Genomic DNA, 25,139 nt, shown 5'->3' with positions numbered 1-25,139 from the left:
TAGCGTACTCGTAATGTTCCAGCCCAGTGACGGTGAAATCAATCACCGCGTGGATCTGGTAGTGTATGATGTTCAAGGTTCTGGAATGCGTCGCGGTCCAGCACGATCACGCGCTGGTGGCTCTGGCAGCCGGCATCTGCGTCGTCGGCATGCTGGCGTTCTTTCTCATCCATCGCCGGGCAGTCGAATGCAGCGAGAAACGCCGAAAAATCTGGCTGCTCGTTGCGGCCGTCACCGGCGGGCTTTCGGTTTGGGCCACCCATTTCGTCGCCATGCTCGCTTATGAGGGCACGGTCGCCATCGAATTCGAACTGTTCCGCACCATCCTTTCCGCCGTCATCGCCGCTGTCGGTTTCTGGGCAAGCCTCAGGATCGCCGAGGGCGGCACGCTGAAGAGCGAGATTGCCGCCGGCATTGCCGCGACGCTGACGGTTGCGGCAATGCATTTCACCGGCACGGCATCGATCCGCGCTGCGGCGACGATCCGTCACGAGATCGGCATGATCCCGGTCGCTGCCCTGCTGTCGATCGGCCTCGTGACCTTCGCCTTCCGAATGTCGATGCGTCGCAACGGGCGCCGCGGCCTCTGGGCAGCTGTCGGGGCAAGCGTGTTGTCGATCTGCCTCCTGCATTTCTCCGCCATGTCGGCCACCACGCTCGTCCCAGATCCGTCGCTGCGGGAAGTGTCTCTGGATGGTGATGTCGGCCGGATCTGGATGGTCTGGGCGGTCTCCGTCGTTGTCGGCATGATCGTGCTGGCAGGCACGATCGCGAGCTTCCTCGATCGTTATCTCACCGACCTGCGCGGTTTCGCCAATGCGACGCTCGAAGGCCTCGCGGTGGTGCGCGAGGGTGTCATCATCGAGGCCAACGCCCGTTTTCCCGCCATGCTCGGCCTCAGAGACCGGGATGTGCTCGGTCGCTCTCCCGATGCGCTGATGGTGGCCGCCGACGGGATTTCGCTGATCGATGTCGAGCGCACCCGCGCGGTCGAGGCTGCCCCCCTGAAGGCGGGACCGTTGAAGCACGGCAAGGAGGCCTTTCTCGAAGTCGCGGTCCACACGATCGAATATCGCGGCCGCCAGTGCCAGGTGCTTGCGGTCCGCGATCTGACCGAAAAGCGCATCGCCGAACTCAAGGTCGAGCACATGGCCCGCCACGACGCGTTGACCGATCTGCCGAACCGTTCGCTGTTCAACGAGAAGCTCGACACCGCGATCGAAGTCGCGGGCGGCACCGGCGAGCGGCTGGCGGTGCTGGCGCTTGATCTCGACCGCTTCAAGGCCGTCAACGACGTGTTCGGCCATGCCGAGGGCGACCGGGTGCTGATCAGGGTCGCCGATATCCTGCGCCGCTGCGTCGGGGTGACCGACACGCCGGCCCGCATTGGCGGCGACGAATTCATCATCCTCCACCCCGGCCTTGAGCAGCCGACCGCCGCCTATCTCCTGGCCGACCGCATCCTCGACACGTTCCGCCAGGAGATGAACGTCAATTTCGACCCGAAGGCGGTCGGCGTCTCGATCGGCGTTTCGATCTTCCCGGAGGACGGCCGCACCGCCGACGAGCTGCGCAATGCCGCCGACATGGCGCTCTATAACGCCAAGTTCAACGGCCGCGGCACCGCCGCCTTCTATTCCGCCGACATGGACGCCGACCTGCGCCAGCGCCGTCTCGTCGAAAGCGAGCTGCGCCACGCGGCCCTGCGCGACCAGCTGTCGCTCGTCTTCCAGCCGCTGTTCGACGCCTCGAACGGCACCTGTACCGGATATGAGGCGCTGATGCGCTGGCACCACCCGGACCTCGGCCAGGTCTCGCCGGCAACCTTCATTCCGGTCGCCGAAGAAACCGGCATCATCGTCACGCTCGGCGAATGGGCGCTGCGCGAGGCTTGCCGCACCGCTGCCTCCTGGGATGATGGCCTGGCGGTGGCGGTCAATGTTTCGGCGGTGCAGTTCCGCTTCCCTGATCTGGTCGACACGGTCTCATCGGCGCTCACCGACAGCGGGCTCGAACCGCACCGGCTTGAGCTGGAAATCACCGAAACCTCGCTGATCGAAAATCGCGAGACGGTGCTTGCCATGCTGCAAAAACTGCGCGCGCTCGGCGTGATGATCGTCATCGACGATTTCGGCACCGGATATTCCTCGCTCGGCAACCTGCAGGCTTTTCCCTTCGACAAGATCAAGATCGACCGCAGCTTCATCTGGCAGATGGAGGAGGATGAAAGCGCCCGCGCCATCGTCAAGGCGATCATCGGGCTCGGCAAAAGCCTCGACCTGCCGGTCGTCGCCGAAGGCATCGAGACATTCGGCCAGCACCGCATGGTGATCGAGGAAGGCATCGAGCAGCTGCAGGGTTTTCTGCTCGGCAAGCCGAAAAGTGCCGGCGAAGTAGAGGTCCTGTCCGGCATCCGCCGCGTGCCGACCTTCCGCAAGCGGGGGTGAGGCGGGGCGAGGACAGGCGGCGGGGGCAGGGCGCAGGCCGGAAGTCTTCGGGAAACTCCCGCCGCATTGCTTCATTCCTCCGCACCCCTCAGCCGATCGGCTGCCACTATCCGTTTTTCGCGTGCGCGTCTGGCTTTATCCCATCGTTCCACCATCCAGCGATGCGCCACATTGCGGGCGATTGCGATCGACAGATCGTCGGAAAGCCGCTCCGGCCCGCTCAGTGCCTCGAAGAACGGACCGTCGCTGCCGAGAAACCCTTTTGCAAAATGCGCCGCCTGATAGATCTGGTCGAAGATCGCCCGCTGACCAGGATCGAGATTGCGCAGGCAGCAGGGTTCGCGGCTTGTCTCGAAATACCAGCGACAACGCTGGCCACGACGGCAGCTATGGCGGCGGCAGACCATCTGCGGCATGGCCATTGCGTCGGCGGTGCACATGGCAAGATGGGCATCTAATGACGGCTTGCTGTTGGACATTTTTCCCCCTTGGCGATCCTCGTTTTCCTCTCGAGGGTCAACTCGAAGAGGCTTGAACGGACGGGGCGCTGAAAGCTGCCTCGTAAGTTAGTTTATAGGTGACACCTCTCAGCGCCCCGTTCGGCAGTTTTTATCCGCGACTCCGGTCCCTCTGCCGTTGCCTTGCCGGATGATGTTCGTCTGGCTCGGTGGAAAACGGACGAAACGACTTATCGCCAACCTTCCATTTCACCGCCGCCGGGCCTTCCGTTCTCACGGACGGACTTGGTCGAAGCCCGGCGAGACCATCCTTCAGGCCACCATGTGTGCCGCACAGGCACATCCGACGCGCCGTTCGGGCATCAGAAGCGGCAGGCCGGTCCGAAACCTTGCCGCTTCCCCCGTGTCGCCGGAGGGAGACCATTTTCCGCGGACCCCGATGGCGACGGTTCACGTCGTCCCTTCACCACCAGCGCCGGTCCCGTCTCGTCGGCACGCCTGCCGGTGTATCCGTGACGGGACGGGGAGATTGTAGGCACGAGGCGAGGGGGCGGGGATGAAAAGGGAAGGGATTCCGTGCAAGTTGTTGGTTTTGTTTGCTGGAGGGAGCTGCAACGTCCACGTTATGGATTGCAACCCCGCCCGCCGTCATCCTCGGGCTTGACCCGAGGATCCAAAACCAAGCGGACTGACATCGGCCCTTTTGAGGTCATCTTATGGGGACCGTACATGGATCCTCGGGTCATCCTCGGGTTAAACCCGAGGACGAGGATGACGGCCGAGAGGGAGGCGCAAAGGTGCCTAAAGCAAGCGGCGTGGGAGACGCGATTGCCCAGAACCGCATGCGCGAAATTATCCACTTTGAGCCGAGACCAATTTCCCCAATCTCGAAAACCCGCCGCAATTGACACTCTGTCATGTTCTGTCACTGTGGCCACGGGCAAGCATCATCGTGTCGGGGGACAGGACAGCATGAACCAGGTATTGCAGGCGGCTCAGACCGGGTCGCGCGCGGCGCGTCTGCGCTGCGAATTTTCGATCGGCCAGTCCATCGGCCATGTCATTGTCTGGGTCGTCCTGACGCTCGTCACCTTCGGCCTCGCGCTGCTGGTCTTTCCCTATTACCTCAACCGGGCGGTGCTGAACCGCACCGAAGTGCTCGACCAGCAGGGCCGACCGATCGGCAAGCTGCGTTGCAACTTCGACCTGATCTCCTCGATCGGCCATGTGATCATCTGGGGAATATTGATCCTCATCACCTTCGGTATCGCCGGGTTTTTCTATCTCTACCGGGTGGTGCGGGTCGTGCTGAGTGATACGGTGATTGAGTATTATTGAGAACGCATCTCGGTGAAAGTAAACATCAGATGCAAAAGACTAAGGGTATAATCACGCCCAACGTATTTCGCATGCCGGCGAATCTTGATACGCCGCAATGAGGGGTTGCATTCGGTATCGTAGCATAGATTGAGGCTGACGGGTTATGAGAATTATAGACTCAGTAGAAATAAACTATTTTCGCTCTGTATATCAGGTAAAACTTAAGTCTGTTAAAGATTACAATGTTTTCGTCGGGTCAAATGACAGCGGTAAAGTAATGTATTAAGGTCTCTTAATCTATTTTTTAATAACGAAATATCTGATTTCGAGAACTTTTCTTTTTTGGATGATGTAACTCATTTACGGCAGGATGAGGCGAGAGACGCAAAAGGCCGGCTGACAATTTGGATGAAAATCACGTTTCTCAATTATGAGGGCTGGAAGACTCTTCCGGAGAAGTTTTGGGTGAAAAAAGTTTGGAACAGATATGCAGACTTTCCTGAAGTGACGTCTGATGTTGAAAATCAAGCATCCCTCACTAAATTTCTAAATAAAATTAGATTTCATTACGTGCCGGCGGTGAAGACTCAAGATACTTATTCTTACTATCTGCGGCAGCTTTACGAAATTTTATCTGCAAAACAGGATTTGGATTTGGTTGCTCCTGCGCAATTTTTGTCTCAAACCATAAATGGTGCTGTTGAGACTATGTCTGGGAGAATTAAGTCAGCAACTGGAGTGGATAGTACGATAAATATTCCAAGCAACTTTCTGGATATATTTGAGAGGTTGAGTTTTTCAACTCAGGTTGGAGAATATTTTGTTCCGCTAAACCGGAGAGGGGATGGTATACAGGCGAGGCATATCCCTCATATAATTGAGTATATTTCGGAAAATAATAGTAAAAGCAACATTTGGGCTTACGAGGAGCCAGAAAATTCACTCGAGCTTTCAAATGCATTTGAGCAGGCTGAGCAGTTTGTTGGTGAGTTTTCTGAACGAAATCAGATTTTTTTGACTAGCCATTCTCCAGCTTTCTACGGCATGGAAAGCGATCGAGCTCAGAAGTACTTTGTTGAGAAGGTAGATTACAATGGCGCCAGTGTATCTTCATTATCTAAGTTGCAAGATGTTGAGAAGGCTGATGGAACTTTAGGTGTTGCTCGGTTTATAGCCAAAAAAACGGAAGCTCTATTTGATGAATTAAGAATACTGAAGGACAATAACGATCGATTATCACGACTGCATCGTCCGGCAATCGTGACTGAAGGTGCTACGGATGTTGAAATTCTCCGTGAAGCCCAAAAGAGAATATTAGGCGATGCAGACTTCTACGATGTATTTTGCTGTGAAAGTATTGAAGGGGGAGGAGGTGGGCATACAACTCTAAAGTCGCTCGTTGAGAGTATTCCATCTAAAGAGCGTTTCAAAAGAGTTGCTATTTTTGACAGGGATAAGGGAGGGTGTCTGTCCTTCGAGAATCTCAAAAATTTCGATTTATTTGAACATTATGCAGATGCGAAGCGTCGTGTTTGCGGGCATGTTTTTGCGGTAGTTCTTCCCGATTTGGATTGGGACGTGCCATACTTTGAGTTGGCTGGACGACCAGTTGCAATTGAACAAATGTTTTCCCCCGATACGATTGGGCGGGATATTATCAAGTATAAGTTCTCAAGCTCCTCAGGAAGTCTACAGCAAAAAAAGATAGATGGTTTAATAAAGGCAATTGGATTAGAGGAAACTTCTCAATTCGTAAAAACGCACATTGAGATTTCGGATAAGAAACTTGCCTTATCTCGTATAAAAAAAGCAAAAGATAACGAATTTTCTTCGTTTGAAGGATTGTTCGATATTATAGGAAAGGCGGTTGAATAGTAAAAATTCTTTAAGTGTAACTACGTTGAGACCAGAACATTTTCTGTCTATGCGCCATGGCAGTGAGGATAACGCTTATCAAAGCGAGTGAGCGCCCAAGATCGACATCCGTCGATTTTGGGCATCTTGAATATGTTCACGTAGAAAAGTGTACTATTTGCGGAGTAGTGATTTAGAGCGTCCAAATTACCGCCCCGGCCGCCCGGTCTTGCCCTTCGTACGTCCCTTCCGCTTCTGCTCCCCGGCATCCTCGTAACTCCCGGCACCAATCTTGCCGCGGACAACCGGGCGGGGATTGTCCTTGCTGCCATCGGCGCGTTCGGGTTGGCCTTCCATGAGGGGCGAGAAGCGTTTTTTGGTGCTATAGGTTTCCGGCGGGCGTTCGGGGAGGGCGCCGGTCGATGGTTTTTCGGTGCGGCCGACGGTCATTTCGTCGAGTGTGTTGCGACGGAAGAGAGGGCGTGCGGTGTCGGTGCCCGGGCCCATGTCGTCGAGCGTGGGTTTGTTGAAGTAGGAGGCGCTCTCCTCTGATCTCCCCCCTTGTGGGGGAGATGCCCCGTTAGGGGCAGAGGGGGGTGTCGAGGCGGGCTCAGAGGGTAAGGCGCGCCCCTCTGTCCTGCCGGACATCTCCCCCACAGGGGGGGAGATCGACTCGCGGTTAGGTTTCGTTCCACCTTTGCCGCCGCGTTCCTGGCTTCTTGCCTCGTCTCTTGCGATCGGGTCGTCCATGGTCGCCAGTTCGGCGGCCTTGAGGCGTTTGATCTCGTCGCGCAGGCGGGCGGCTTTTTCGAAGTCGAGATCGGCTGCGGCATCGCGCATGCTCTTTTCCAGCGCGTTGAGATGGGATTGCAGGTTGTTGCCGACCAGATGGCCGCCATCGGCAAAACCCTTGCCGGATGCGCCGGAAATGTCGGCGCGGACGTGGTCGCGTTCGTAGACCGAGTCGAGGATATCGGAGATCTTTGCCTTGACCGATTCCGGCGTGATGCCGTGTTCGGTATTGTAGGCCATCTGCTTTTCGCGGCGTCGGGCGGTTTCGTCCATGGCGCGCTGCATCGAGCCGGTGACCTTGTCGGCGTAAAGAATGACCTTGCCGTCGACGTTACGCGCCGCGCGGCCGATGGTCTGGATCAGTGATGTCTCTGACCGGAGAAAACCTTCCTTGTCGGCATCGAGAATGGCGACGAAACCGCATTCCGGGATGTCGAGGCCTTCGCGCAGGAGGTTGATGCCGACGAGCACGTCGAAGGCGCCGAGGCGCAGGTCGCGGATGATCTCGATGCGTTCCAGCGTGTCGATGTCACTGTGCATGTAGCGGACGCGAACGCCCTGTTCGTGCAGGTATTCGGTGAGGTCTTCGGCCATGCGCTTGGTAAGAACGGTACATAGCGTGCGGTAGCCTTTTTGCGCGGTTTCGCGGATTTCGCCCAAAACGTCGTCGACCTGGGAGCGGGCGGAGCGCACCTCTACGGGGGGATCGATCAGGCCCGTCGGGCGGATGACCTGTTCGGCGAACACGCCGCCGGACTGTTCCATTTCCCAATTGCCGGGCGTGGCCGAGACGGCGACGGTGAGCGGGCGCATGGCGTCCCATTCCTCGAAGCGCAGCGGGCGGTTGTCCATGCACGAGGGCAGGCGAAAACCGTATTCGGCAAGCGTCGCCTTGCGGCGGAAGTCGCCCCGGTACATGCCACCGATCTGGCTGACGGAGACGTGGCTTTCGTCGATGAACAGAAGGGCGTTGTCGGGGATGTATTCGAACAGGGTCGGCGGCGGCTCGCCGGGATTGCGGCCGGTGAGATAACGCGAATAGTTCTCGATGCCGGCGCAGGAGCCGGTGGCCTCGAGCATTTCGACATCGTAACGGGTGCGCTGTTCGAGGCGCTGGGCTTCGAGCAGGCGGCCGCCCTTTTCCAGCTCGGCGAGGCGGTGCTTCAGTTCTTCCTTGATCTGCTTGATCGCGCCGTTCAACGTCGGACGCGGGGTGACATAGTGCGAGTTGGCGTAGATTTTTACCGACTTCAGGTCGCCGGTCTTCTGGCCGGTGAGCGGGTCGAATTCGGTGATCGAGTCGATCTCGTCGCCGAACATCGAGATGCGCCATGCGGCATCTTCAAGGTGGGCCGGGAAGATTTCAATGGTGTCGCCGCGGACCCGGAACGAGCCGCGGATGAAATTGATGTCCTGGCGTTTGTATTGCTGGGCCACGAGATCGGCGAGCAGCTGGCGCTGGTCGAGGCGGTCGCCGACTTCCATCTGGAAGGTCATCGCCGTGTAGGTTTCGACCGAACCGATACCATAGATGCAGGAGACCGAGGCGACGATGATACAGTCGTCGCGCTCCAGCAGCGAGCGGGTGGCGGAGTGGCGCATGCGGTCGATCTGTTCGTTGATCGACGATTCCTTCTCGATGAAGGTGTCGGAGCGCGGCACATAGGCTTCCGGCTGGTAATAGTCGTAATAGGAGACGAAATATTCGACCGCGTTATCGGGGAAGAAGTTCTTGAACTCGGAATAGAGCTGGGCCGCGAGCGTCTTGTTGGGGGCGAGGATAACGGCGGGTCGCTGGGTTTCCTCGATCACCTTGGCCATGGTGAAGGTTTTGCCCGAACCGGTGACGCCGAGCAGGACCTGAGAGCGCTCGTTGTTATTGATGCCCTCGACGAGATCGGCGATCGCGGTCGGCTGGTCGCCGGCGGGCTGGTATTCCGAGGCCATGCGGATGGTGACGCCACCCTCGGATTTCGCCGGGCGTTCGGGCCGGTGCGGCGTCCACAGCTTGCCGTCCTTGAACAGCGGGTTTCCGGATTCGATCAGGGCGGAGAGGGCTTCGACAGTGGCGGTGACGGCGCCGGGGGCGAGGCTTTGCGCGTCTTCGAGGCTGATATCGAGGCCTGCGACCGGATTGAGGCCAGCTGCGGCGCGGGTTTTCGGGTCGGACGAGGCGCCGATCGACACGCCGCGGGCGGTTTTGCTGGCCGTCGTGTTCTTGGCGGTCTTGCCGCTGGTTTTGGCCGCTTTCTTCGCCTTGGCAGCGTCCTCTTCCGCCTCGCGCAAAGCCTGTTCGCGGGCGGCGATCTCGATCTTCTTGCGGTGCTTGCCGGCCTTGGAGGCGATCTCGCGCTGGGTCTCGATCCCCGACGCTTCCGCCTCCGCCTCGAGCTGCTTCACCCAGTCGGCCACACTGCCTTCCAGCGGCGCACCTTCAAAGGATGACTGGGGAGCTTCACCGAAGCCGCTGGAGGCATCGGGCGTGGATTTTTTCGGGGATCTGGCCATGGCCCGAATATGGAGAGAGTTTTTGCGGAAGTGAAGAGGGGGAGGTGGAAAAATGAGTACAAAAGGGAAACAGCTGGGCGCCGCCGAGAGCATAGACGTGGCGGGTCAGGCCGCCGGCGTCAGAAGCCTCGTCAGCAGCCAGCCGGCGATGGCCTCGACAGGCATCGGGCGGCCGAGGAAATAGCCCTGTGCGGCGGGACAGCCGAGATCGCGCAGGGTTGCGGCTTCTTCCGCCGTCTCGACGCCTTCCGCGACGATATCCATAGACAATGCCTTGCCGAGGCCCGCCATGGCGCCGACGATTTCCTGGTTCTGGAAGCTGCTCTCGATGCCGGCGACGAAACGGCGGTCGAGTTTCAGCCGGTCGACCTTCAGCGTCACCAGATAGGCAAGCGATGAATGGCCGGCGCCGAAATCGTCGACGGCGAGCTTGTATCCGGAGCGTTCGATATGTTTCAGCTGCTCGCCGGCCACCAGCGTATCGAGGATCGCCTCTTCGGTGATCTCGATCTCGAACAGGGCCGGATCGATGCCATGTGCATGGGTGATGCGGTCGAGCGTTTCGGCGACGGAATACAATTCGAATTCGCGCGGCGAGACGTTGACCGACACGCTCGCTTCCGGCAGGCCGAGCGAGGGCAGTGTGGTGAGCAGTCGGCAGGCGCCGGTGGCGATGCTCGCCGTCAGCGCTTCGGAAAGATTGGCCGCATGCGCCGCCGCGACGATTTCCGGCGGCGGCACGGCGCCGAGTGACGGATGCGTCCAGCGGACCAGCGTTTCGAAACCGATGACGCTGTTCTGCGCAAGCTCCACCTGCGGCTGGAAGACGACGGTCAGTGCGCCGGACGAGATCGCGCCGGCGAGATCCTGTTCGATACGCCGCTGGCGATCGGCGCGGGCTTTCAGCGACGGGTCGAATTCACGCCACTGGCCGCGGCCTTCATCCTTGGCGCGATAAAGCGCCATGTCGGCGGAGACGAACAGGTCAGCAGCGCTTTCCGCATGCTCCGGCCAGATGGCGAAACCGATCGAGACGCCGGACACGACCGGCCGGTTGCGGATGACGAAGGGCTCGCGGCCGCGATCAAGGATGCGGGAGGCAAGCTGGCGCGCCTCGGCGGCAGCGGTGGCGCCACCGATGACGACGGCGAATTCGTCACCGCCCAGCCTTGCGATGAAACCGCGTTCGCCGACGACCTCGCGCAGTCTGTGACACGCTTCCAGCAGCAGTTCGTCGCCGGCCGAATGACCGAACGTGTCGTTGATCGTCTTAAATCGGTCGAGGTCGAGGATAAGCAGCGCCAGTTGCTCATTCTGCGCGCCCGCATTTTCGATGCCGCGTTCAAGCGCGACATTGAATGCGGCGCGGTTCGCAACCCCGGTCAGCGGATCGCGATTGGCGAGCACTTCCAAACTTTCATTGGCGCTGAGAATGCTTGCATTGGCCCGGCTGAGCGATTGCGCCAGCGCCGTCGCCTTCACCTGCGCCTCGATATTGCCGATGACGATCGCCTGGCCCTTTGTGCTGCTCTTGTAGAGCACGAATGTCAGGGCCAGCACGTTGAGTGCCAGAAGATGACCACCGGCCGCTTCACTCATCAAAAGCGTGACTACGACCGAAAGATGGACAGGAAGGGCGAAGGCGAGCGCGGTGATTGCATGGCCGGTTCCGAGCAACACGGCGCCCGTGGCCATTCCGCACATCAGGATATAGATGCCGCCGTCGACACCCAGCGCATCGAAATTCGAAAGCATGAAGGGCAGGGCAGCCCAGGCGATGCCGCTGACCAAGGCGCCCAAGGTCATCAGGCGAAGACAGTGGTTCGGCTTCAATTCGTCCAGGCGGCGGCGTTTTATTGCGGTGCCTACGGCAAAACGCCAGACAACTGTTGCCAATGCGGCAATGCACCAGACGACGGCAAGAGTTGTTATGCCGCGATTGATCGCGCTCATCAGGAGCGCCGAAACCGACACTAGCGCATTCACCGTAAGCGTCGTGGGGAGGCGCTCAAGTGTGGCCGCGGCTTGCGCCTGCCTCACCGCGAGTTCAAGTCGCGGGGCGTTTATCTGACTTGTCGAATCCTGCAGCATTCACTAGGTCGTCACATTCACGGTTTGCAAATGTAACATAAGGTCAAGCTAATAATAAAGTCTTTCCGATACTGTGGCCGAGTGCGAGTGAGGCTCTGATTGGCCCAACATGCCGGTTTTCAAAGGACTGTCAGGTTCTTTCCCTATCCTCCTCACGCATGATGCCGAAAGTGTGAGATGAGCCGGCGAAACCATTGTGTTGAGATGAAGTTGGTCGAATTCGAAGTGCTGCTTTGGCAGGAACCTCAATACGGATCGACCGTTGGATTACAATCTGTCCATCTCTCGAAAATGCCACATTCTGTCACCGTTTCCGCCCTAGTTGTCGGTGAGGATTCTATCGAACAAGGAGTAGCGCATGGCTCTTGCACGGCCCACGCTTGCGGCAATCCGCTATGGATATGGTCTTCGGCCCGGGCAGGACAGCCCGTCCGATGCCGATGGGCTGATGACCCAGCTTGCCAAAGGCATTGCCGCCAAGGATCGTTTTCCTCGCGAAGGACTTGTGGGCCGTCGTGAAACCGCCACGCGCGTGATCTCGCTCAGGGCCGCGGAGGCCAAGGCCGCGCGGGAAGGCAAGCCGAACGAAAGCATCCGCAAGGAGACGCAGCGCGAAGCGCAGCGGATCTATCGGCTCGATGCGATGTCGCGCCTCGCGCAGGCCATTCATTCGCCTTTCGGTTTTTACGAGCGCCTGGGCAGTTTCTGGATGGATCATTTTTCCACCAGCGCGCTCAAATCCCTGCCAATGCGCATGATCGTGCCGCTTTACGAGACGGAAGCGATCCGGCCGCGCATGGCGGGGTCGTTTGCCGATCTGTTGAAGGCTGCCATCCTGCATCCGGCGATGCTGATCTATCTCGATCAGGACCAGAGCGTGGGCCCGGATTCGCGGGTTGCGCAGGAGAATGGTCGCGGCCTGAACGAAAATCTGGGACGTGAACTGCTGGAACTGCACACTCTGGGCGCTGGAAGCGGCTATACTCAGGAGGATGTACGGGCCGCGGCACTGATCCTGACCGGGCTGACGGTGGATAACCGAGCGCTGGAAATGGTCTATCGCCCGCGTCGCGCACAGGGCGGTACGATCACGCTGCTCGGACGCGACTATCAGGACGACGAGGCCGGTAGCCAGGATCACGTGCGCATGCTGGAGGATCTTGCTGCCGATCCCCGCACTGCCACCCATATCTGCCGCAAGATTGCAGCCCATTTCATCAGCGATGAACCGCCGGCCGACATGACCGAGGTGATGGTGGCAATCTGGAAGGCAAGCAATGGCAATCTCGGTGAGGTCTACCGCGCCATGCTCGAACATCCGCTTGCATGGGAGAATCCGGGTCAGAAGATCAAGCAGCCGTTCGAATTCGTCGTGTCCGGTTTTCGCGCACTGAACCTGCCCGACGACAATATGTCGGCACTTCTGGCCGATATGGAAGGCGATGACGATGATGTCGGTCCGGTCGGAAAGGCCATGCAGATGGCCGGGGCGGCGAAATCGGCCGAACAGCGGCGCAAGCGCGCCGGACAGGCAAATGCGCTGACGCTCGGCGCGCTGCAGAAGATGGGGCAGCCGATCTGGCAACCGCCAAGTCCGGCAGGCGTGCCTGACAAAAGCGATGCCTGGCTGACGCCGGGCCAGCTCAGCGAGCGGATCGACTGGTCGCGTCGTGCCGCCAGGTTGCTTGGACAAAAACTCGAACCGGCCGATTTTCTCCAGATGGCGCTCGCGGACGCCGCGACACCGGAAACACGCAAGATTATCTCACAGGCGCCAAGCAAGCTGCACGGGCTGACCATGGTGCTGGCATCGCCCGAGTTTAACAGGAGATAGGTGGATGGCATGGATCAAGGATATCGAGCGTATTGCGCTGTCCCGTCGCGGTTTTCTCGCCGGCGCCTGCTGCGTTGCCGCCGCGCCGGTCCTCACCCCGGTAACGTTCGCCGCCATGCCCGGAGACAACCGGTTTGTCACCATCATCCTGCGCGGCGCCATGGATGGCCTCGACCTCGTGCAGCCTTACGGTGACCCGGCCTTTGCCGCGCTGCGCCCCAAGCTCGGGCTGACGCCCGATACGGGACTGCTCGACCTCAACGGCTTTTTCGGCCTTAACCCGGCAGCCTCTGCACTGATGCCCTTGTGGCAGGCCGGCCAGCTATCCTTCGTTCATGCTGTTTCGACGCCCTATCGCGACCAGCGAAGCCATTTCGACGGGCAGGACATTCTGGAAACCGGCGGTGCCGACAAAAGCCAGAAAACCGGCTGGCTGAATCGGGCACTGGCCGTCATCCCGCGTTCCGATGCGCGCAAGGCGATCGATATCAATACATCGATGGAACTGATCCTGACCGGGCCGAACCAGGCGGATAACTGGTCGAGCCAGAGCGATTTTTCGCTGGCCGATGACGAGATCGCCTTTCTCGACCGGCTTTATTCCCACGATCCGCTGTTCGCCAAGGTTTTCGATGAGGCGAAGACGACGGGGGCCGCGGCGGATCAGCTCTATGCCGATGGAAAGCGCGGTTCTGGCATTGCCGATATGGCGAAACTCGCCGGCGGCATGTTGCGCGAGCAATACCGGGTCGCAAGCTTCTCGATCAACGGATGGGATACCCATGTCGGCCAGGCGGGCCAGTTCAAAAAGGCGGCCGGCGACCTTGCGACAGCAATCATGACGCTGAAGGACACGCTTGGTGACGAAGTCTGGAACAAGACCGTGGTTCTGGCCATGACCGAATTCGGGCGCACTGCCCGTGAAAACGGTACCAATGGTACCGACCACGGTACGGGCGGCCTTGCCGTGCTTGCCGGCGGTGCCGTCGCCGGCGGTAAGGTGCTCGGCACATGGCCGGGGCTTGGCGAAGGGAAACTGCTCGACGAACGCGACCTGATGCCGACCGGCGATGTTCGTGAAGTGGCCGCCGCCATGCTCTACCGCCAGTTCGACATCAAGCCGAGCAGCCTGAGCAGCCGGGTGTTCCCGGGGCTGGGGTTTGACGAGGGCTCGGTGTTTTTGAAGGGGTGAGGTGGTGGCTGAGCCAATTCCACCGCGGGTGTGACGCGCTTTAGATAACTTGCCTGCGTCCCGGAGTGGACGTCCTGTTGAAGCCGGTCACCGGTTCGCTCTCATTATGTGGCCTGCAAGCTGTCTCCATGTTGGGGCGAGGGCACAGTGCGAGGATGCCTTATTTCTCGCCTTCCGCCTTTGTCGCGCTATTTGACCGGCTTTGGAGAACCGTGATGCGAACGATATATTGGGACAAGCCGGTCAGCGTGGGCGGCAGATTGATTTTTGGCCCGCTGGATGCGCAGGAACACATGGTCAGTTCGTGGACTGCCGTGAAGGATAGCTCATTTGCCGTCGCTGCAAGCGCGATACTCGATGCTCTGGCAGGGCGGGCATCCCCTGATGTTGCGCGCGAGCTTTTCGAAAAGGCCTTGAGTAATTCCCGATAGAACCGACAGACATTCTTCCCAGACGCCGAGAGAATGATCTCGAACTGACAGGGACTGGCTTCCATGGAACTTAAGGTGTTCTGTTTTGTTGGCCATATGTCGCATCCCGCGACAGGGAGTAAGCAATGACTGACACTCCAAAGCCTGGTCAGCAGGACGATAAACGTTCGGATCAGCAGAACAACCGACCGGATGACAAATCAGGCGTCCAGACCAAGCCGTCCGATCGTGAAAACGACAAAACCGATCGACGCTAACTGATGACCCGGCTGGGTGATGCCCCAGCCGGAGGCCACGCAGAAGTACAATATCAGCATCGACTTACATGTGGGTATCGGATATGTTCAGCATATCGTCGGCAACCGAATTCGTAGGCGCTGACGGCTGAGAGTTTGTAACTCCCGCCTGCAAAAGCATGGCGGTCGATCATGACACGTAGCTCAGCACTCATTTCGCATTTTCTAAAACTACACGATCTGACGGCCCAATATGGCCGTCTCAAACCGCTGCCGGTTTCCAATCATGCTCAGACAGGCAGTGCTCCTGCGAGCCCCACATAGATGGGGACGGTCACGCGGATTGGTTTCGCGCTACATTGGGCGAAGCCAGTCTACGTAGGCGAGGGCGACCAGCTTGATACGGTCGTGTCAGGCCCTGCCGACGCAATCAGGTGGATGCAGGCCCATTTCAAGCACAAGCGCGGCCTTGTGTACTGGCGCGCTCACTCCCTTTGCCATGAGGCCCTTCTGGGAACACTGCACCATGACTTTGCTCGCCAACCTTTCGTCGATGCGTGGGTCGAGCAAAGCCATTTTGAACCGGTACCGGAGACCTAGTCGTCAAGCGTACGAATGAGGGAGCACGCTAGATGCAGATGATCCCTCGACCGAGCGGCCGGAGTCGGGGTTCTTCGGCTGCTCGGTTCATGTCTGTTTTGGAATGGCGATGCGACAGAGTAGCATCATTCTGCCGGAACCGGCTTCGGTTTGCCGTCCTCATCCAGCGCGACCATGACGAAAGTTGCGGCGGTGACTTTTTCCAGTTGCTGGTGACGTGCGCGGTGGGCCCAGGCTTCGACATTGAGCGTGATCGAGGTGGTGCCGACGCGGGTGATTTCCGTGTAGATCGCCATCGTATCGCCGATCTTGACCGGCAGCTGGAACGCCATTTCCTTGACCGCCGCGGTGACGACGCGGCCGCGGGCGCGCTCGGCGGCGCGGATGCCGCTGGCAAGGTCCATCTGGGCCATGACCCAGCCGCCAAAAATATCGCCGGCCGGATTGGCGTCGCTCGGCATGGCCAGCGTTCGAAGGGTCAGTTCACCGGTCGGTCTGGCGAGTTCGGTCATTCCGGAATCATCCTTTGCAATTATTCGTGTCGGTCGGGAGGCGGACACTAGCCTTGTTTCTGGCGATTGCCAGTTTCTTTTGGTCATGGCGACCATGAGCCATCGTCATGACTTGGCTGCGGAGAATAACCCAAGAAGAAATGTGGGTTCGACTTGATCGCGCCTTGCCGCCCGAGTTCTTCACGGCCCGGTAACTTCCGATCATTATCATTTAATGAGAATTGCAAATATCGGGGGAGGTATCATGCAACGTCTTGCCATTTCCTGGCGTCTTTATTGTCTCGTCGCGCTGTCGCTCGTCATTCTGGCCGGCGCGCTGACCTTCAGTCTTTTCGAAAGTTATGCGTCTTCCGAACGGGAACGGAAGGCCGGGCTTGCCCAGATGAATGATACGGCGCTGGCCGTGCTGGCCAAATATCAGGCGATGGAAGCCTCCGGCGCCCTGTCTCGCGAAGAGGCGCAGGCGCAGGCAAAGGGCGTCATCGCCGCCATGCGCTACGACAATGGTTCCGGTTATTTCTGGATCAACGACATGCACCCGAAAATGGTCATGCATGCGGTAAAGCCGGAGATGAATGGCTCGGACCTTTCACAGAACAAGGATCCGAACGGTAAATTCCTGTTCGTCGAATTCGTTCAGGTGGTGAAGGCAAACGGCAAGGGCTTTGTCGATTATTACTGGCCCAAGCCCGGCGCGAGCGAGCCGGTGGAGAAGTTTTCGCATGTGGCTGGATTCGCGCCCTGGGGATGGATCGTCGGTACCGGTGTTTATGTCGATGACCTGAAGGCGATGTTCCGCGAGGATGCGACGGATTTCGCCATGATCTTTGCGGTCGGCGCTCTTCTTGTGATCGGCGGAGCATGGCTGGTGGTCAAGAGCGTCACTACACCTCTGTCGCGCGTGCAGCGGGTGCTGCAGGCGATTGCCGGCGGCGCGACGGGTGTTGTTGTTCCCTGCACGGGCGAAAAGAACGAGATCGGCGAAATGGCGCGGGCGCTGGTCGTGCTGCGCGATAATGTCGAGGAACGTGCCGAATTGCAGGCGCGCGAAGCGGAGCAGCAACGCGCCATCGCCGCCGAACGTTCCGCGAGCGAAAGGGCGATTTCGACCGCCGCTGGCCGGCAGTCGCACGCAATGCATGAACTCGGGCAGGCGCTCGAAGGGCTGGCGGCCGGTGATCTTTCGGTGTCGCTCGGCGATATCGGCGAGGATTTCGTCAAGCTGAGGCAGGACTTCAACGATGCCGTCGGCGCGCTCAATCAGGCGATCGTGGCGATTTCCGAAACGGGCGTGATCGTGCGCGACAGTGCGTCGGACATTTCCGGTGCGACCGGCAATCTGGCCAAGCGCACCGAACAGCAGGCGGCGGCGCTGGAAGAGACGGCGGCGGCGCTCGACGAGATCACCACCACCGTGCGCACGGCATCGCAGCGTGCAAGGGAAGCGCGGGAAATGGTGAGTGAAACCAAGCTCAGCGCCAGCCGCTCCGGCGAGATCGTCCGCAATGCGATCGACGCGATGGGGCGGATCGAGCAGTCGTCCGGGCAGATCAGCCAGATCATTTCCGTCATCGACGAGATTGCCTTTCAGACCAATCTTCTGGCGCTGAATGCCGGTGTCGAGGCGGCGCGCGCCGGCGAGGCGGGCAGGGGCTTTGCCGTGGTGGCGCAGGAAGTGCGCGAACTGGCGCAACGCTCGGCGACCGCTGCAAAGGAGATCAAGGTTCTGATCGGCAACTCCGTGCAAGAGGTCGAAGGCGGTGTGACGCTGGTGCGTTCGACCGGCGAGGCGCTGGTGGAGATCGCCGTGCTGGTCGAGAAGGTCAATGCCCATGTCGAGACGATCGCCACCACATCGCAGGAACAGGCGAGCGGCCTGGCCGAGATCAATTCCTCGGTCAATCACATGGACCAGATGACCCAGCAGAACGCAGCCATGGTGGAAGAGACGACGGCGGCAAGCCAGACGCTTGCCGACCAGAGCCTGCATCTGCAGCAATTGCTGGGGGGCTTCAGGCTCGGCAATACCGGTATCCGCTCCGTCTCCCGCGCTGCCTGACGCGTTCGATACGGTTGATTTCCCAAAGGGCCGGAACGCGGAGGCGTCCGGCCCTTTCCCGTAATATGGCGAAGCCGATCCGAAATGGCCCGCAAACCGCCATGCTTCATCAAGCTTTCGTTTACCCAATCTGCCTAAAATCAAAACCTGTGTCATTTCGGCATCGAGCGAGAGGCAACTGGTATGGCGTATGCTTCCCTATCGACGCGAGTGATCAGCTCGCTTCTGGTTTCGACCTTTCTGGTCGCCTGTTCGGCAGAGAGCCTCGTGCCGCCGGCATCGATCGACAATGGCACGCAGGTCGGCTCCATCTCGCGCTCGTTGCCGCCGTCACCGATTTCCCAGCCCGCATCGCATCAGCCTTATTCAGTTGCTTCCGCGCCCGTTTCTCAGGCAAGCGGCGGCGGATATCTGGCGGCGCCTTCAGCCCAATCACCGATGCAATCAAATGGCGGCGGTCATTATCTGCGCGCCCCGAATGGTGCGCCGGCGACGATCCCGGCCGAAGGCGTCAACATGGATGAAGAGTTCGGTTTCAGCCCCGACGAAAGCGATGTCGTCGGTTTGGCCGAGGAGCAGGATGGCGATATCGCAGAAGGGGTCGGCGACCAGCCGGTGGTCGGTGGCATCGGCACCGATAATCCGGTGGCGCTTAACGCACGTCGTCAGCCGATCGATGACCGCGTAATCGTACCACCGAAGCGGTCAGCAGCGGGCATTGGCAGGCAGGGCTCTTCCGCCCCAATGACCTGGGGTGACAATTCTCCCGTGACCGCACCCGGTCGGGCGCCGGCGCGGGCCGAGGAGGTCGCCATGCTGCGGCCGAATAATCCGGTCGCCGGCCCGGTAACCGACGATGCCCCGATGAGCGCGCCCGATGGCGCCTGGCAGCGCACGGTCATGCCGCAGTCGGAAGTGGCATGCCGCACCGAACTGCGCCGTCTCGGTGTCGAGTTCAAGGATCTACCGCGCATTTCCCAGGGGCCGAGTTGCGGTATAGATTATCCGGTGAAGCTTGCCGGCCTTTCGGGCGGTATCGATGTGAGGCCGGCGGTGACGCTGAACTGCCAGGTGACGCTTGCCTTCGCCAAATGGGTGAAGAACGATCTGGCGATTTCCGCCCGCACCCGTTATCTCACCGGCATTCGACAGATCCAGCCGATGGGCGGTTATTCCTGCCGCAAGATGAACAACAGCCGCCAGCGCTACAATCCGATGTCCGAACATGCCCGCGGCAACGCGATCGATATCGGCCGCATCACACTCAAGAACGGTCACGATATCGATGTTCGCAAGAAGGGGCTGTTCTCTTTCCGCGAAGGCGGGCTGCTGAAATCGGTGCGCGGTGACAGCTGCAAGTATTTCTCGACGGTACTTGGCCCGGGCAGCAATGCCGAGCATTGGAACCATTTCCACTTCGACCTTCGCTCACGCAAAGGCGGCCGCCAGTATTGCAACTGAGCGAACTATCTGGATTTGAAGCCTGATATGGCGAGAAACTTCTCGATGCTCAGTTGAGGCGCTTGGAAGGGGAAGGCGCGAGCATGTCTTTTTCACCGATATCGCAGCTATCGGTATCGCGGAAATCTGCCTGCATCGGAATTGTCAGCGCATCGACCATGAAATTCGCCAGATCATCAAGGGACGCGAAGTCGAAATCATCAGCCTCAGAATTAGCCTCTGGGGCGTTTTCGGTTTCTTGCTGAATTATGTTCTTCTTCACGGAATTCGGCATGATCATCGACTCTCATCTGCAGCAACGAATTTAGGAAAAATATGTGGTCTGGTATCGTGGTACCACATATAAGGCAACGTACCCGAAATTGCATACGTCAATTGCCTGTATCTATTTCATCGCCAAAGAGTTTCTGACGGCAATGAAAAGCAGGATGTTGCTGGGAGCCGGCAGCGGCCAACTCACGGCAGCATCTTATCTGCCCAGATATTTCTGTTTTCTAAATGTCATCTCGCGAACCGGCGTCGCTGCTGTTTGCGCCAACCCTTGCCCCCCATTATTTAAGGGGTATTTCAGCATCTGCCGTAACTACAGTCGCCACCCGTTTGGGTGAGCCGCTTTCGGAATTGCAGCACTGATAACAGGGTACCCGGATACCCTGTTTCGGCAAAACGGATTGACCGACGAGTGTGTCATGGGGCGGTAGGAAGGCAAGTCTTCCCTGTCCTTTACCCTACGGTCCGAACGTACTGATGACATTGTGGGGCCGTCGCCACGCTGTGACTTGTCTGACAACGACAATGATGCGATGAGGTCTCTTGATGATGAACAACCGTCAAGGGCCGTTTTCTCGGCTTAGTAGTGCATGCCCCGCCCAATCGCTCATGCCTTTTTCTTCCGGCTCATGAGTTAAAATCGCTGCCGGAGAACGTGATGCCTGCCTTTCTCGATATTCTTCCCTTCGTGGTGGCGCTGCTTGCTGCCGGCGTTCTGGCAGGGCTTCTTGCCGGCCTGTTCGGGATTGGCGGTGGCGCTATCCTCGTGCCGATCTTCTTTCACGTCTTTGGGCTGCTCGGCGTGGACGATGCGGTGCGCATGCATCTGGCGTTAGGTACATCGCTTGCCATCATCGTGCCGACTTCGGTTCGCTCTTTCACGGCGCACCGGCAGCGTGGAGCCGTGGATATCGACCTCCTGAAGGGCTGGATCATTGCCGTTCCGCTCGGCACGCTTATCGCCACATTGATCGCCGCCTGGGCGTCCAGCACGGAACTAAGGCTGATCTTCGCGGTGATCGCGCTCGTCCTGGCGCTGCGAATGATTTTCAATCGGGCAAGCTGGAAACTCGGCGACGATCTCCCCAGAAATCCGCTGAAATTCTTGGTCGGTACCGGCATCGGCATCCTGTCTGGCCTGATGGGGATCGGCGGCGGCGTGTTGAACAACACCTTCATGACACTTTACGGCCGCACCATCCACCAAGCGGTCGCAACCTCCTCCGGCGTCGGTGTGCTGATCTCAATCCCTGGTCTTGTCGGTTATATCTGGGGCGGCTGGGGCAAGAGCGGCTTACCACCGTTTTCGACCGGTTATATCAACTGGCTGGCAGTGGCGCTGCTGATCCCGGTCACGCTCTATACGGCACCTTACGGTGCACGACTTGCGCATGCGCTGTCCAAGCGCCAGCTGGAGGTCGGGTTCGCGCTATTTCTCGTCTTCATCGCACTGCAGTTTTTCGCCAGCGTGATTTTCTAGTGTTATGCCGACGTGAAGGGCTACCGTCTCTTTTGCGCCAATTGCTGTCATAGCAAAAATCTAGCTGATTTCGTCGTCTTCCAGGAAGAGCCTCCACTTGACTAAAGAGGGAAAGATTTCTGTAGAGGGAAACATCGGGTTTGTCTCAGGGTGCCAGGTGAGATGCACTTGAGCATAACAATCATCGGGGACCTGAAACAGAAAGTCGTCTCGCTGTTGCAGCCTCGCCAATGCCCGCACTGGCACATTGTGGAGAACATGTTCAGGGCTTAGTTCTCGATGTAACTCAAGTTCAAAATGCTCAGCGGATTCGGCGGATATGAGTTGCCAGCCTTCGGGAAGTTCTATCTCAACCATGCTTCGGCATTAGCAAGCCATTATTGACTTTACAACGTCCGGTTAGGGCCGGAAGCTGACCAGAAACCATGGCAGCTTCGCGCCAAAAGCAGTCATTACTACAGAGAATGATTTGGCATCACGATATGAGGCCAGTGCGACTGCGAAGGCTTTATTGAGGCTTCCGTCCGCGCATTCCAAATTGGCTGCGCTGTCCGGGTGGCGATACGGCTTTGCGTAGCGTTGCCTTATCGAAATCGGCTACATTGCCGTCCCTCCGGACCCGTTTATCCGGTCTTGCAATTGCCCAGAATGTAGCTCCAGCTGGAATCCAAGGAAGATTGAAGAGGAAAGACCTAGCCAACGCACTTACGATGTCGTTCTGAACTGGCGTCAAATTGATATAACCCCACCACAGTATGTGCGACAACAGAAACCAAACAGATACATAGCTGAGAAGGGAAGTGCGTCTTCTCCAGCTCAACAATAAGTGCGCGAGAGGAGCGAGGACAATCATGGGAAGAAACCCATACGCAAATCCGAATGTCCAATTTATACTTGCCGCGTATAGCACCGACCAATCCGCACCAACCTCTGGCAGCCCCGTGAAGACAACATTGGCGAAAAAAGCCGTGTACAATGGTGCCCAAAGGGGTGAAAGCAAAGTAGCCCAGAATACGCGTAGCATGATTAAATCCTAAATTGGACGTCACAACGAGGCCGTCGCCAACCACTGCAACCTTAGCGTTCGATTGTGAACCTTTACTGCCTCAGTTTGCCGCAATTTTACTGTTGCGTGGTGTTGAGATAGTGAATTTTGTTGGCGCGAATGGCCGACAGCCGTCACGTCCGCTTCGGGCCGACTACCGTCATGGCGCAGAAGCGCCAATTGCGGACGTTGCCTCAGTCTAGGACTCATGGTTTTTTGGATACTGAGATATCAAGATTGGCAACGATGCCCCGTCACTACAGAGAACAAGCATGCGCTTCCCAGAAGAAAGACTTTGGGACCACATTAACGATGGATGGAGCCGCATGTCGTTCAAACAGCGCAAGTTTTGGGACGCTATTAAGCGGCCACCTGAAGAATGGGAGTTGAAGGGTTACGGGCCTTGCTGGGTTGTCGCATTAATTGGCGAAATTGTGATTTACTACAACCATTATGAGCATGGGTTTAATCGATCACCGTGGTCGCAGTTTGGCGTCATCGAACGATATCAATCGCTGCAAGATGAGTTGGAGGGCGCGGTTCAGACGCAGCTCAATAGTCTTGAAGCAGGCTACGACGTTGGCCCGTGGACTAGCGGCCCAATCGCTGGGGAATATGCTGTCAAGCATACCCGATGACCGGTTTGGGCCGATAACGGACAACCCCGAACGTCTCCGCATCGTCCCAAAATCCCGAACGCAATATTCTTCCATGAAGGGATAGCTTCATGGGAACGCGACCCTATATTGCGGCATCTCCGGGGAACAACTTCCTCGCAATGTCGCCCTATACAAATGCGGTTCCCATGCCCCCCATTATTTCCGTACAGCAACTGACAAAGACCTATGGTAACGGGTTCGAGGCCCTGAAGGGCATCGATCTCGATATCGAGCGTGGCGAGATCCTCGCTTTGCTCGGGCCGAACGGCGCCGGCAAGACGACGCTGATCTCTATTGTCTGCGGTATCGTCAACCCGACCGGCGGCAAGGTGCTTGTCGGCGGGCATGATGTGGTCAAGGATTTTCGCCAGACGCGATCGCTGATCGGTCTCGTGCCGCAGGAGCTGACCACCGACCAGTTCGAAACGGTCTGGAACACGGTAAGCTTTTCCCGCGGCGTCTACGGCAAGAAGCCGAACCCGGCGCTGATCGAGAAGATTTTGCGCGAACTGTCCTTGTGGAAGAAGAAGGACAACATGTTGCGCGAACTTTCCGGCGGCATGAAGCGGCGCGTGCTGATCGCCAAGGCGCTGAGCCACGAGCCGGAAGTGCTGTTCCTCGACGAGCCGACAGCCGGCGTCGATGTCAGCCTGCGCCGCGACATGTGGGAAGTGGTCAAGCGGCTGCGCGAGGATGGCGTCACCATCATTCTGACCACCCATTATATCGAGGAGGCGGAAGAGATCGCCGACCGCGTAGGGGTCATCAATGGCGGGCAGCTATTGTTGCTGCAGGAAAAGACCGGGCTGATGAAACAGTTCGGCCGCAAGCAGATGAAACTCGAACTGACCGAGAAGCTGGACGAGATACCGCCGAGCCTTGCGGCCTTTTCGCTTTCGCTCAGTGAAGACGGCATGTCGCTTACGCATGAATACAGCCACGAGGAAAGCCAGGACAGCATTGCCTCGCTGCTTTCGGCGCTGACGGCGGCAGGCATCCATTTCCGGGATCTCTCGACCCGGCAAAGCTCGCTGGAGGACATTTTCGTTGCTCTGGTGGAGGAAAAGGCATGAATATCGAAGCGATCAAATCCATCTACTTCTTCGAGATGGCGCGCATGCGCCGCACGCTTTTGCAGAGCGTCATCTCGCCGGTCATCACCACTTCGCTCTATTTCATCGTCTTCGGCACGGCGATCGGTTCGCGCATCCAGTCGATCGAAGGTGTGTCCTACGGCTCGTTCATCACGCCGGGCCTGATCATGCTGACGCTTCTGACCCAATGCGTCGCGAACGGCTCGATCGGCATATACTTTCCGAAGTTCACCGGCACGATATACGAGATCCTGTCGGCGCCGGTGGCGATGACGGAAATCCTGATCGGTTATGTTGGTGCAGCCGCCAGCAAGGGGCTGATCATCGGGTTGATTATCCTCGCGACGGCTTCCTTCTTCGTCGATATCCGCATCGCCCATCCGTTCATGATGGTGCTCTTCCTTGTGCTCACCGCAATCACCTTCAGCCTGTTCGGCTTCATCATCGGTGTATGGGCGAAGAATTTCGAGCAGTTGAACATCGTGCCGATGCTTGTCGTGCCGCCGCTGACATTTTTGGGTGGAAGCTTCTATTCGATCGACATGCTGCCGCCATTCTGGCAGGCGGTAAGCCACTTGAACCCGGTTCTTTATCTCGTCAGCGGCTTTCGCTGGAGCTTCTATGAGATCGCCGACGTCAATCCGGTGATCAGCCTGATCATGATCGGCGTCTTTCTGGCTCTGTGCCTGTCGATGCTCGGCTGGATGTTCAAGACGGGCTATCGGCTGCGCAGCTGACGCGGAGAGGGCGATAGGCGGCTTATCCCCGCCTATCGCTTTGTCTTTCAACAGTCGGC

General features: G+C 58.4%; 19 protein-coding genes. 14 read left to right on the top strand and 5 right to left on the bottom strand.

From position 1 onward, the window contains the following. Window positions 1-65 precede the first annotated feature (65 nt). Complete coding sequence (locus GGE33_RS07360; RefSeq protein WP_343062352.1) at window positions 66-2,447, top strand: bifunctional diguanylate cyclase/phosphodiesterase; 2,382 nt, start codon at window positions 66-68, stop codon at window positions 2,445-2,447. Window positions 2,448-2,518: 71 nt separating this feature from the next. On the opposite strand, the gene GGE33_RS07355 is transcribed toward GGE33_RS07360, so the two are convergent. Then, window positions 2,519-2,926, bottom strand: a complete 408-nt coding sequence (locus GGE33_RS07355) for a hypothetical protein (RefSeq protein WP_183821753.1) — start codon at window positions 2,924-2,926, stop codon at window positions 2,519-2,521. Window positions 2,927-3,877: 951 nt separating this feature from the next. Here GGE33_RS07355 and GGE33_RS07350 point away from each other — a divergent pair. Both GGE33_RS07350 and GGE33_RS07345 read left to right on the top strand, forming a co-directional pair. Beyond that, window positions 3,878-4,243: a DUF6693 family protein gene (locus GGE33_RS07350; protein ID WP_210303577.1), complete on the top strand. Its 366-nt coding sequence runs from the start codon at window positions 3,878-3,880 to the stop codon at window positions 4,241-4,243. Window positions 4,244-4,567: 324 nt separating this feature from the next. Next, entirely contained in the window at window positions 4,568-6,100 is a 1,533-nt protein-coding gene (locus GGE33_RS07345; RefSeq protein ID WP_183821752.1) for an OLD family protein, read from the top strand. 186 nt (window positions 6,101-6,286) lie between these two features. Here GGE33_RS07345 and uvrB read toward each other — a convergent pair whose 3' ends face one another. Next, a complete protein-coding gene (gene uvrB, locus GGE33_RS07340) occupies window positions 6,287-9,379 on the bottom strand; it encodes an excinuclease ABC subunit UvrB (RefSeq protein ID WP_183821751.1) in 3,093 nt (1,030 codons plus the stop codon). A gap of 105 nt (window positions 9,380-9,484) precedes the next feature. Then, the gene (locus tag GGE33_RS07335; protein WP_183821750.1) at window positions 9,485-11,470 is read right to left on the bottom strand and encodes a putative bifunctional diguanylate cyclase/phosphodiesterase; all 1,986 of its coding nucleotides are present in this window, start codon (window positions 11,468-11,470) and stop codon (window positions 9,485-9,487) included. 358 nt (window positions 11,471-11,828) lie between these two features. Here GGE33_RS07335 and GGE33_RS07330 point away from each other — a divergent pair, with 358 nt between their 5' ends. From GGE33_RS07330 to GGE33_RS27915, 5 genes are all read left to right on the top strand, one after another. Then, window positions 11,829-13,304: a DUF1800 domain-containing protein gene (locus tag GGE33_RS07330; protein WP_183821749.1), complete on the top strand. Its 1,476-nt coding sequence runs from the start codon at window positions 11,829-11,831 to the stop codon at window positions 13,302-13,304. A 4-nt stretch (window positions 13,305-13,308) separates the two neighbouring features. Beyond that, the gene (locus tag GGE33_RS07325) at window positions 13,309-14,496 is read left to right on the top strand and encodes a DUF1501 domain-containing protein (RefSeq protein WP_183821748.1); all 1,188 of its coding nucleotides are present in this window, start codon (window positions 13,309-13,311) and stop codon (window positions 14,494-14,496) included. Window positions 14,497-14,711: 215 nt separating this feature from the next. After that, a complete protein-coding gene (locus GGE33_RS07320) occupies window positions 14,712-14,927 on the top strand; it encodes a DUF982 domain-containing protein (protein ID WP_183686141.1) in 216 nt (71 codons plus the stop codon). 125 nt (window positions 14,928-15,052) lie between these two features. Beyond that, window positions 15,053-15,184 carry a hypothetical protein gene (locus GGE33_RS27700; RefSeq protein WP_281388695.1) on the top strand — a complete coding sequence of 44 codons (132 nt, stop codon included), beginning with the start codon at window positions 15,053-15,055 and terminating at the stop codon, window positions 15,182-15,184. Window positions 15,185-15,487: 303 nt separating this feature from the next. Then, entirely contained in the window at window positions 15,488-15,763 is a 276-nt protein-coding gene (locus GGE33_RS27915; protein WP_148148799.1) for a DUF982 domain-containing protein, read from the top strand. A gap of 125 nt (window positions 15,764-15,888) precedes the next feature. Here the strand turns inward: GGE33_RS27915 and GGE33_RS07310 are convergent, their stop codons facing one another. Then, a complete protein-coding gene (locus GGE33_RS07310; RefSeq protein WP_148148798.1) occupies window positions 15,889-16,275 on the bottom strand; it encodes an acyl-CoA thioesterase in 387 nt (128 codons plus the stop codon). A gap of 244 nt (window positions 16,276-16,519) precedes the next feature. On the opposite strand from GGE33_RS07310, the gene GGE33_RS07305 reads away from it, so the two are divergent. Then, complete coding sequence (locus GGE33_RS07305; RefSeq protein ID WP_183821747.1) at window positions 16,520-18,334, top strand: methyl-accepting chemotaxis protein; 1,815 nt, start codon at window positions 16,520-16,522, stop codon at window positions 18,332-18,334. Between the two features lie 183 nt (window positions 18,335-18,517). Further along, window positions 18,518-19,795 carry an extensin-like domain-containing protein gene (locus GGE33_RS07300; protein ID WP_183821746.1) on the top strand — a complete coding sequence of 426 codons (1,278 nt, stop codon included), beginning with the start codon at window positions 18,518-18,520 and terminating at the stop codon, window positions 19,793-19,795. A 49-nt stretch (window positions 19,796-19,844) separates the two neighbouring features. On the opposite strand, the gene GGE33_RS07295 is transcribed toward GGE33_RS07300, so the two are convergent. Next, the gene (locus tag GGE33_RS07295) at window positions 19,845-20,075 is read right to left on the bottom strand and encodes a hypothetical protein (protein WP_183821745.1); all 231 of its coding nucleotides are present in this window, start codon (window positions 20,073-20,075) and stop codon (window positions 19,845-19,847) included. Between the two features lie 648 nt (window positions 20,076-20,723). On the opposite strand from GGE33_RS07295, the gene GGE33_RS07290 reads away from it, so the two are divergent. The 4 genes from GGE33_RS07290 (at window position 20,724) to GGE33_RS07275 (ending at window position 25,080) form a co-directional block, all read left to right on the top strand. Further along, complete coding sequence (locus GGE33_RS07290) at window positions 20,724-21,545, top strand: sulfite exporter TauE/SafE family protein (RefSeq protein WP_183821744.1); 822 nt, start codon at window positions 20,724-20,726, stop codon at window positions 21,543-21,545. A gap of 1,317 nt (window positions 21,546-22,862) precedes the next feature. Beyond that, entirely contained in the window at window positions 22,863-23,228 is a 366-nt protein-coding gene (locus tag GGE33_RS07285) for a hypothetical protein (protein ID WP_183686137.1), read from the top strand. 167 nt (window positions 23,229-23,395) lie between these two features. Next, the gene (locus tag GGE33_RS07280; RefSeq protein WP_148148518.1) at window positions 23,396-24,322 is read left to right on the top strand and encodes an ABC transporter ATP-binding protein; all 927 of its coding nucleotides are present in this window, start codon (window positions 23,396-23,398) and stop codon (window positions 24,320-24,322) included. Then, window positions 24,319-25,080, top strand: a complete 762-nt coding sequence (locus tag GGE33_RS07275; RefSeq protein ID WP_148148502.1) for an ABC transporter permease — start codon at window positions 24,319-24,321, stop codon at window positions 25,078-25,080. The genes GGE33_RS07280 and GGE33_RS07275 overlap by 4 nt, the downstream gene beginning before the upstream one ends. Window positions 25,081-25,139 lie beyond the last annotated feature (59 nt).

Source organism: Aliirhizobium cellulosilyticum (assembly GCF_014198105.1).
Taxonomy (GTDB): Bacteria; Pseudomonadota; Alphaproteobacteria; order Rhizobiales; family Rhizobiaceae; genus Neorhizobium; species Neorhizobium cellulosilyticum.
Note: the sequence above shows the minus strand (reverse complement) of the source record. Positions and strands in the feature narration are given on the sequence as shown.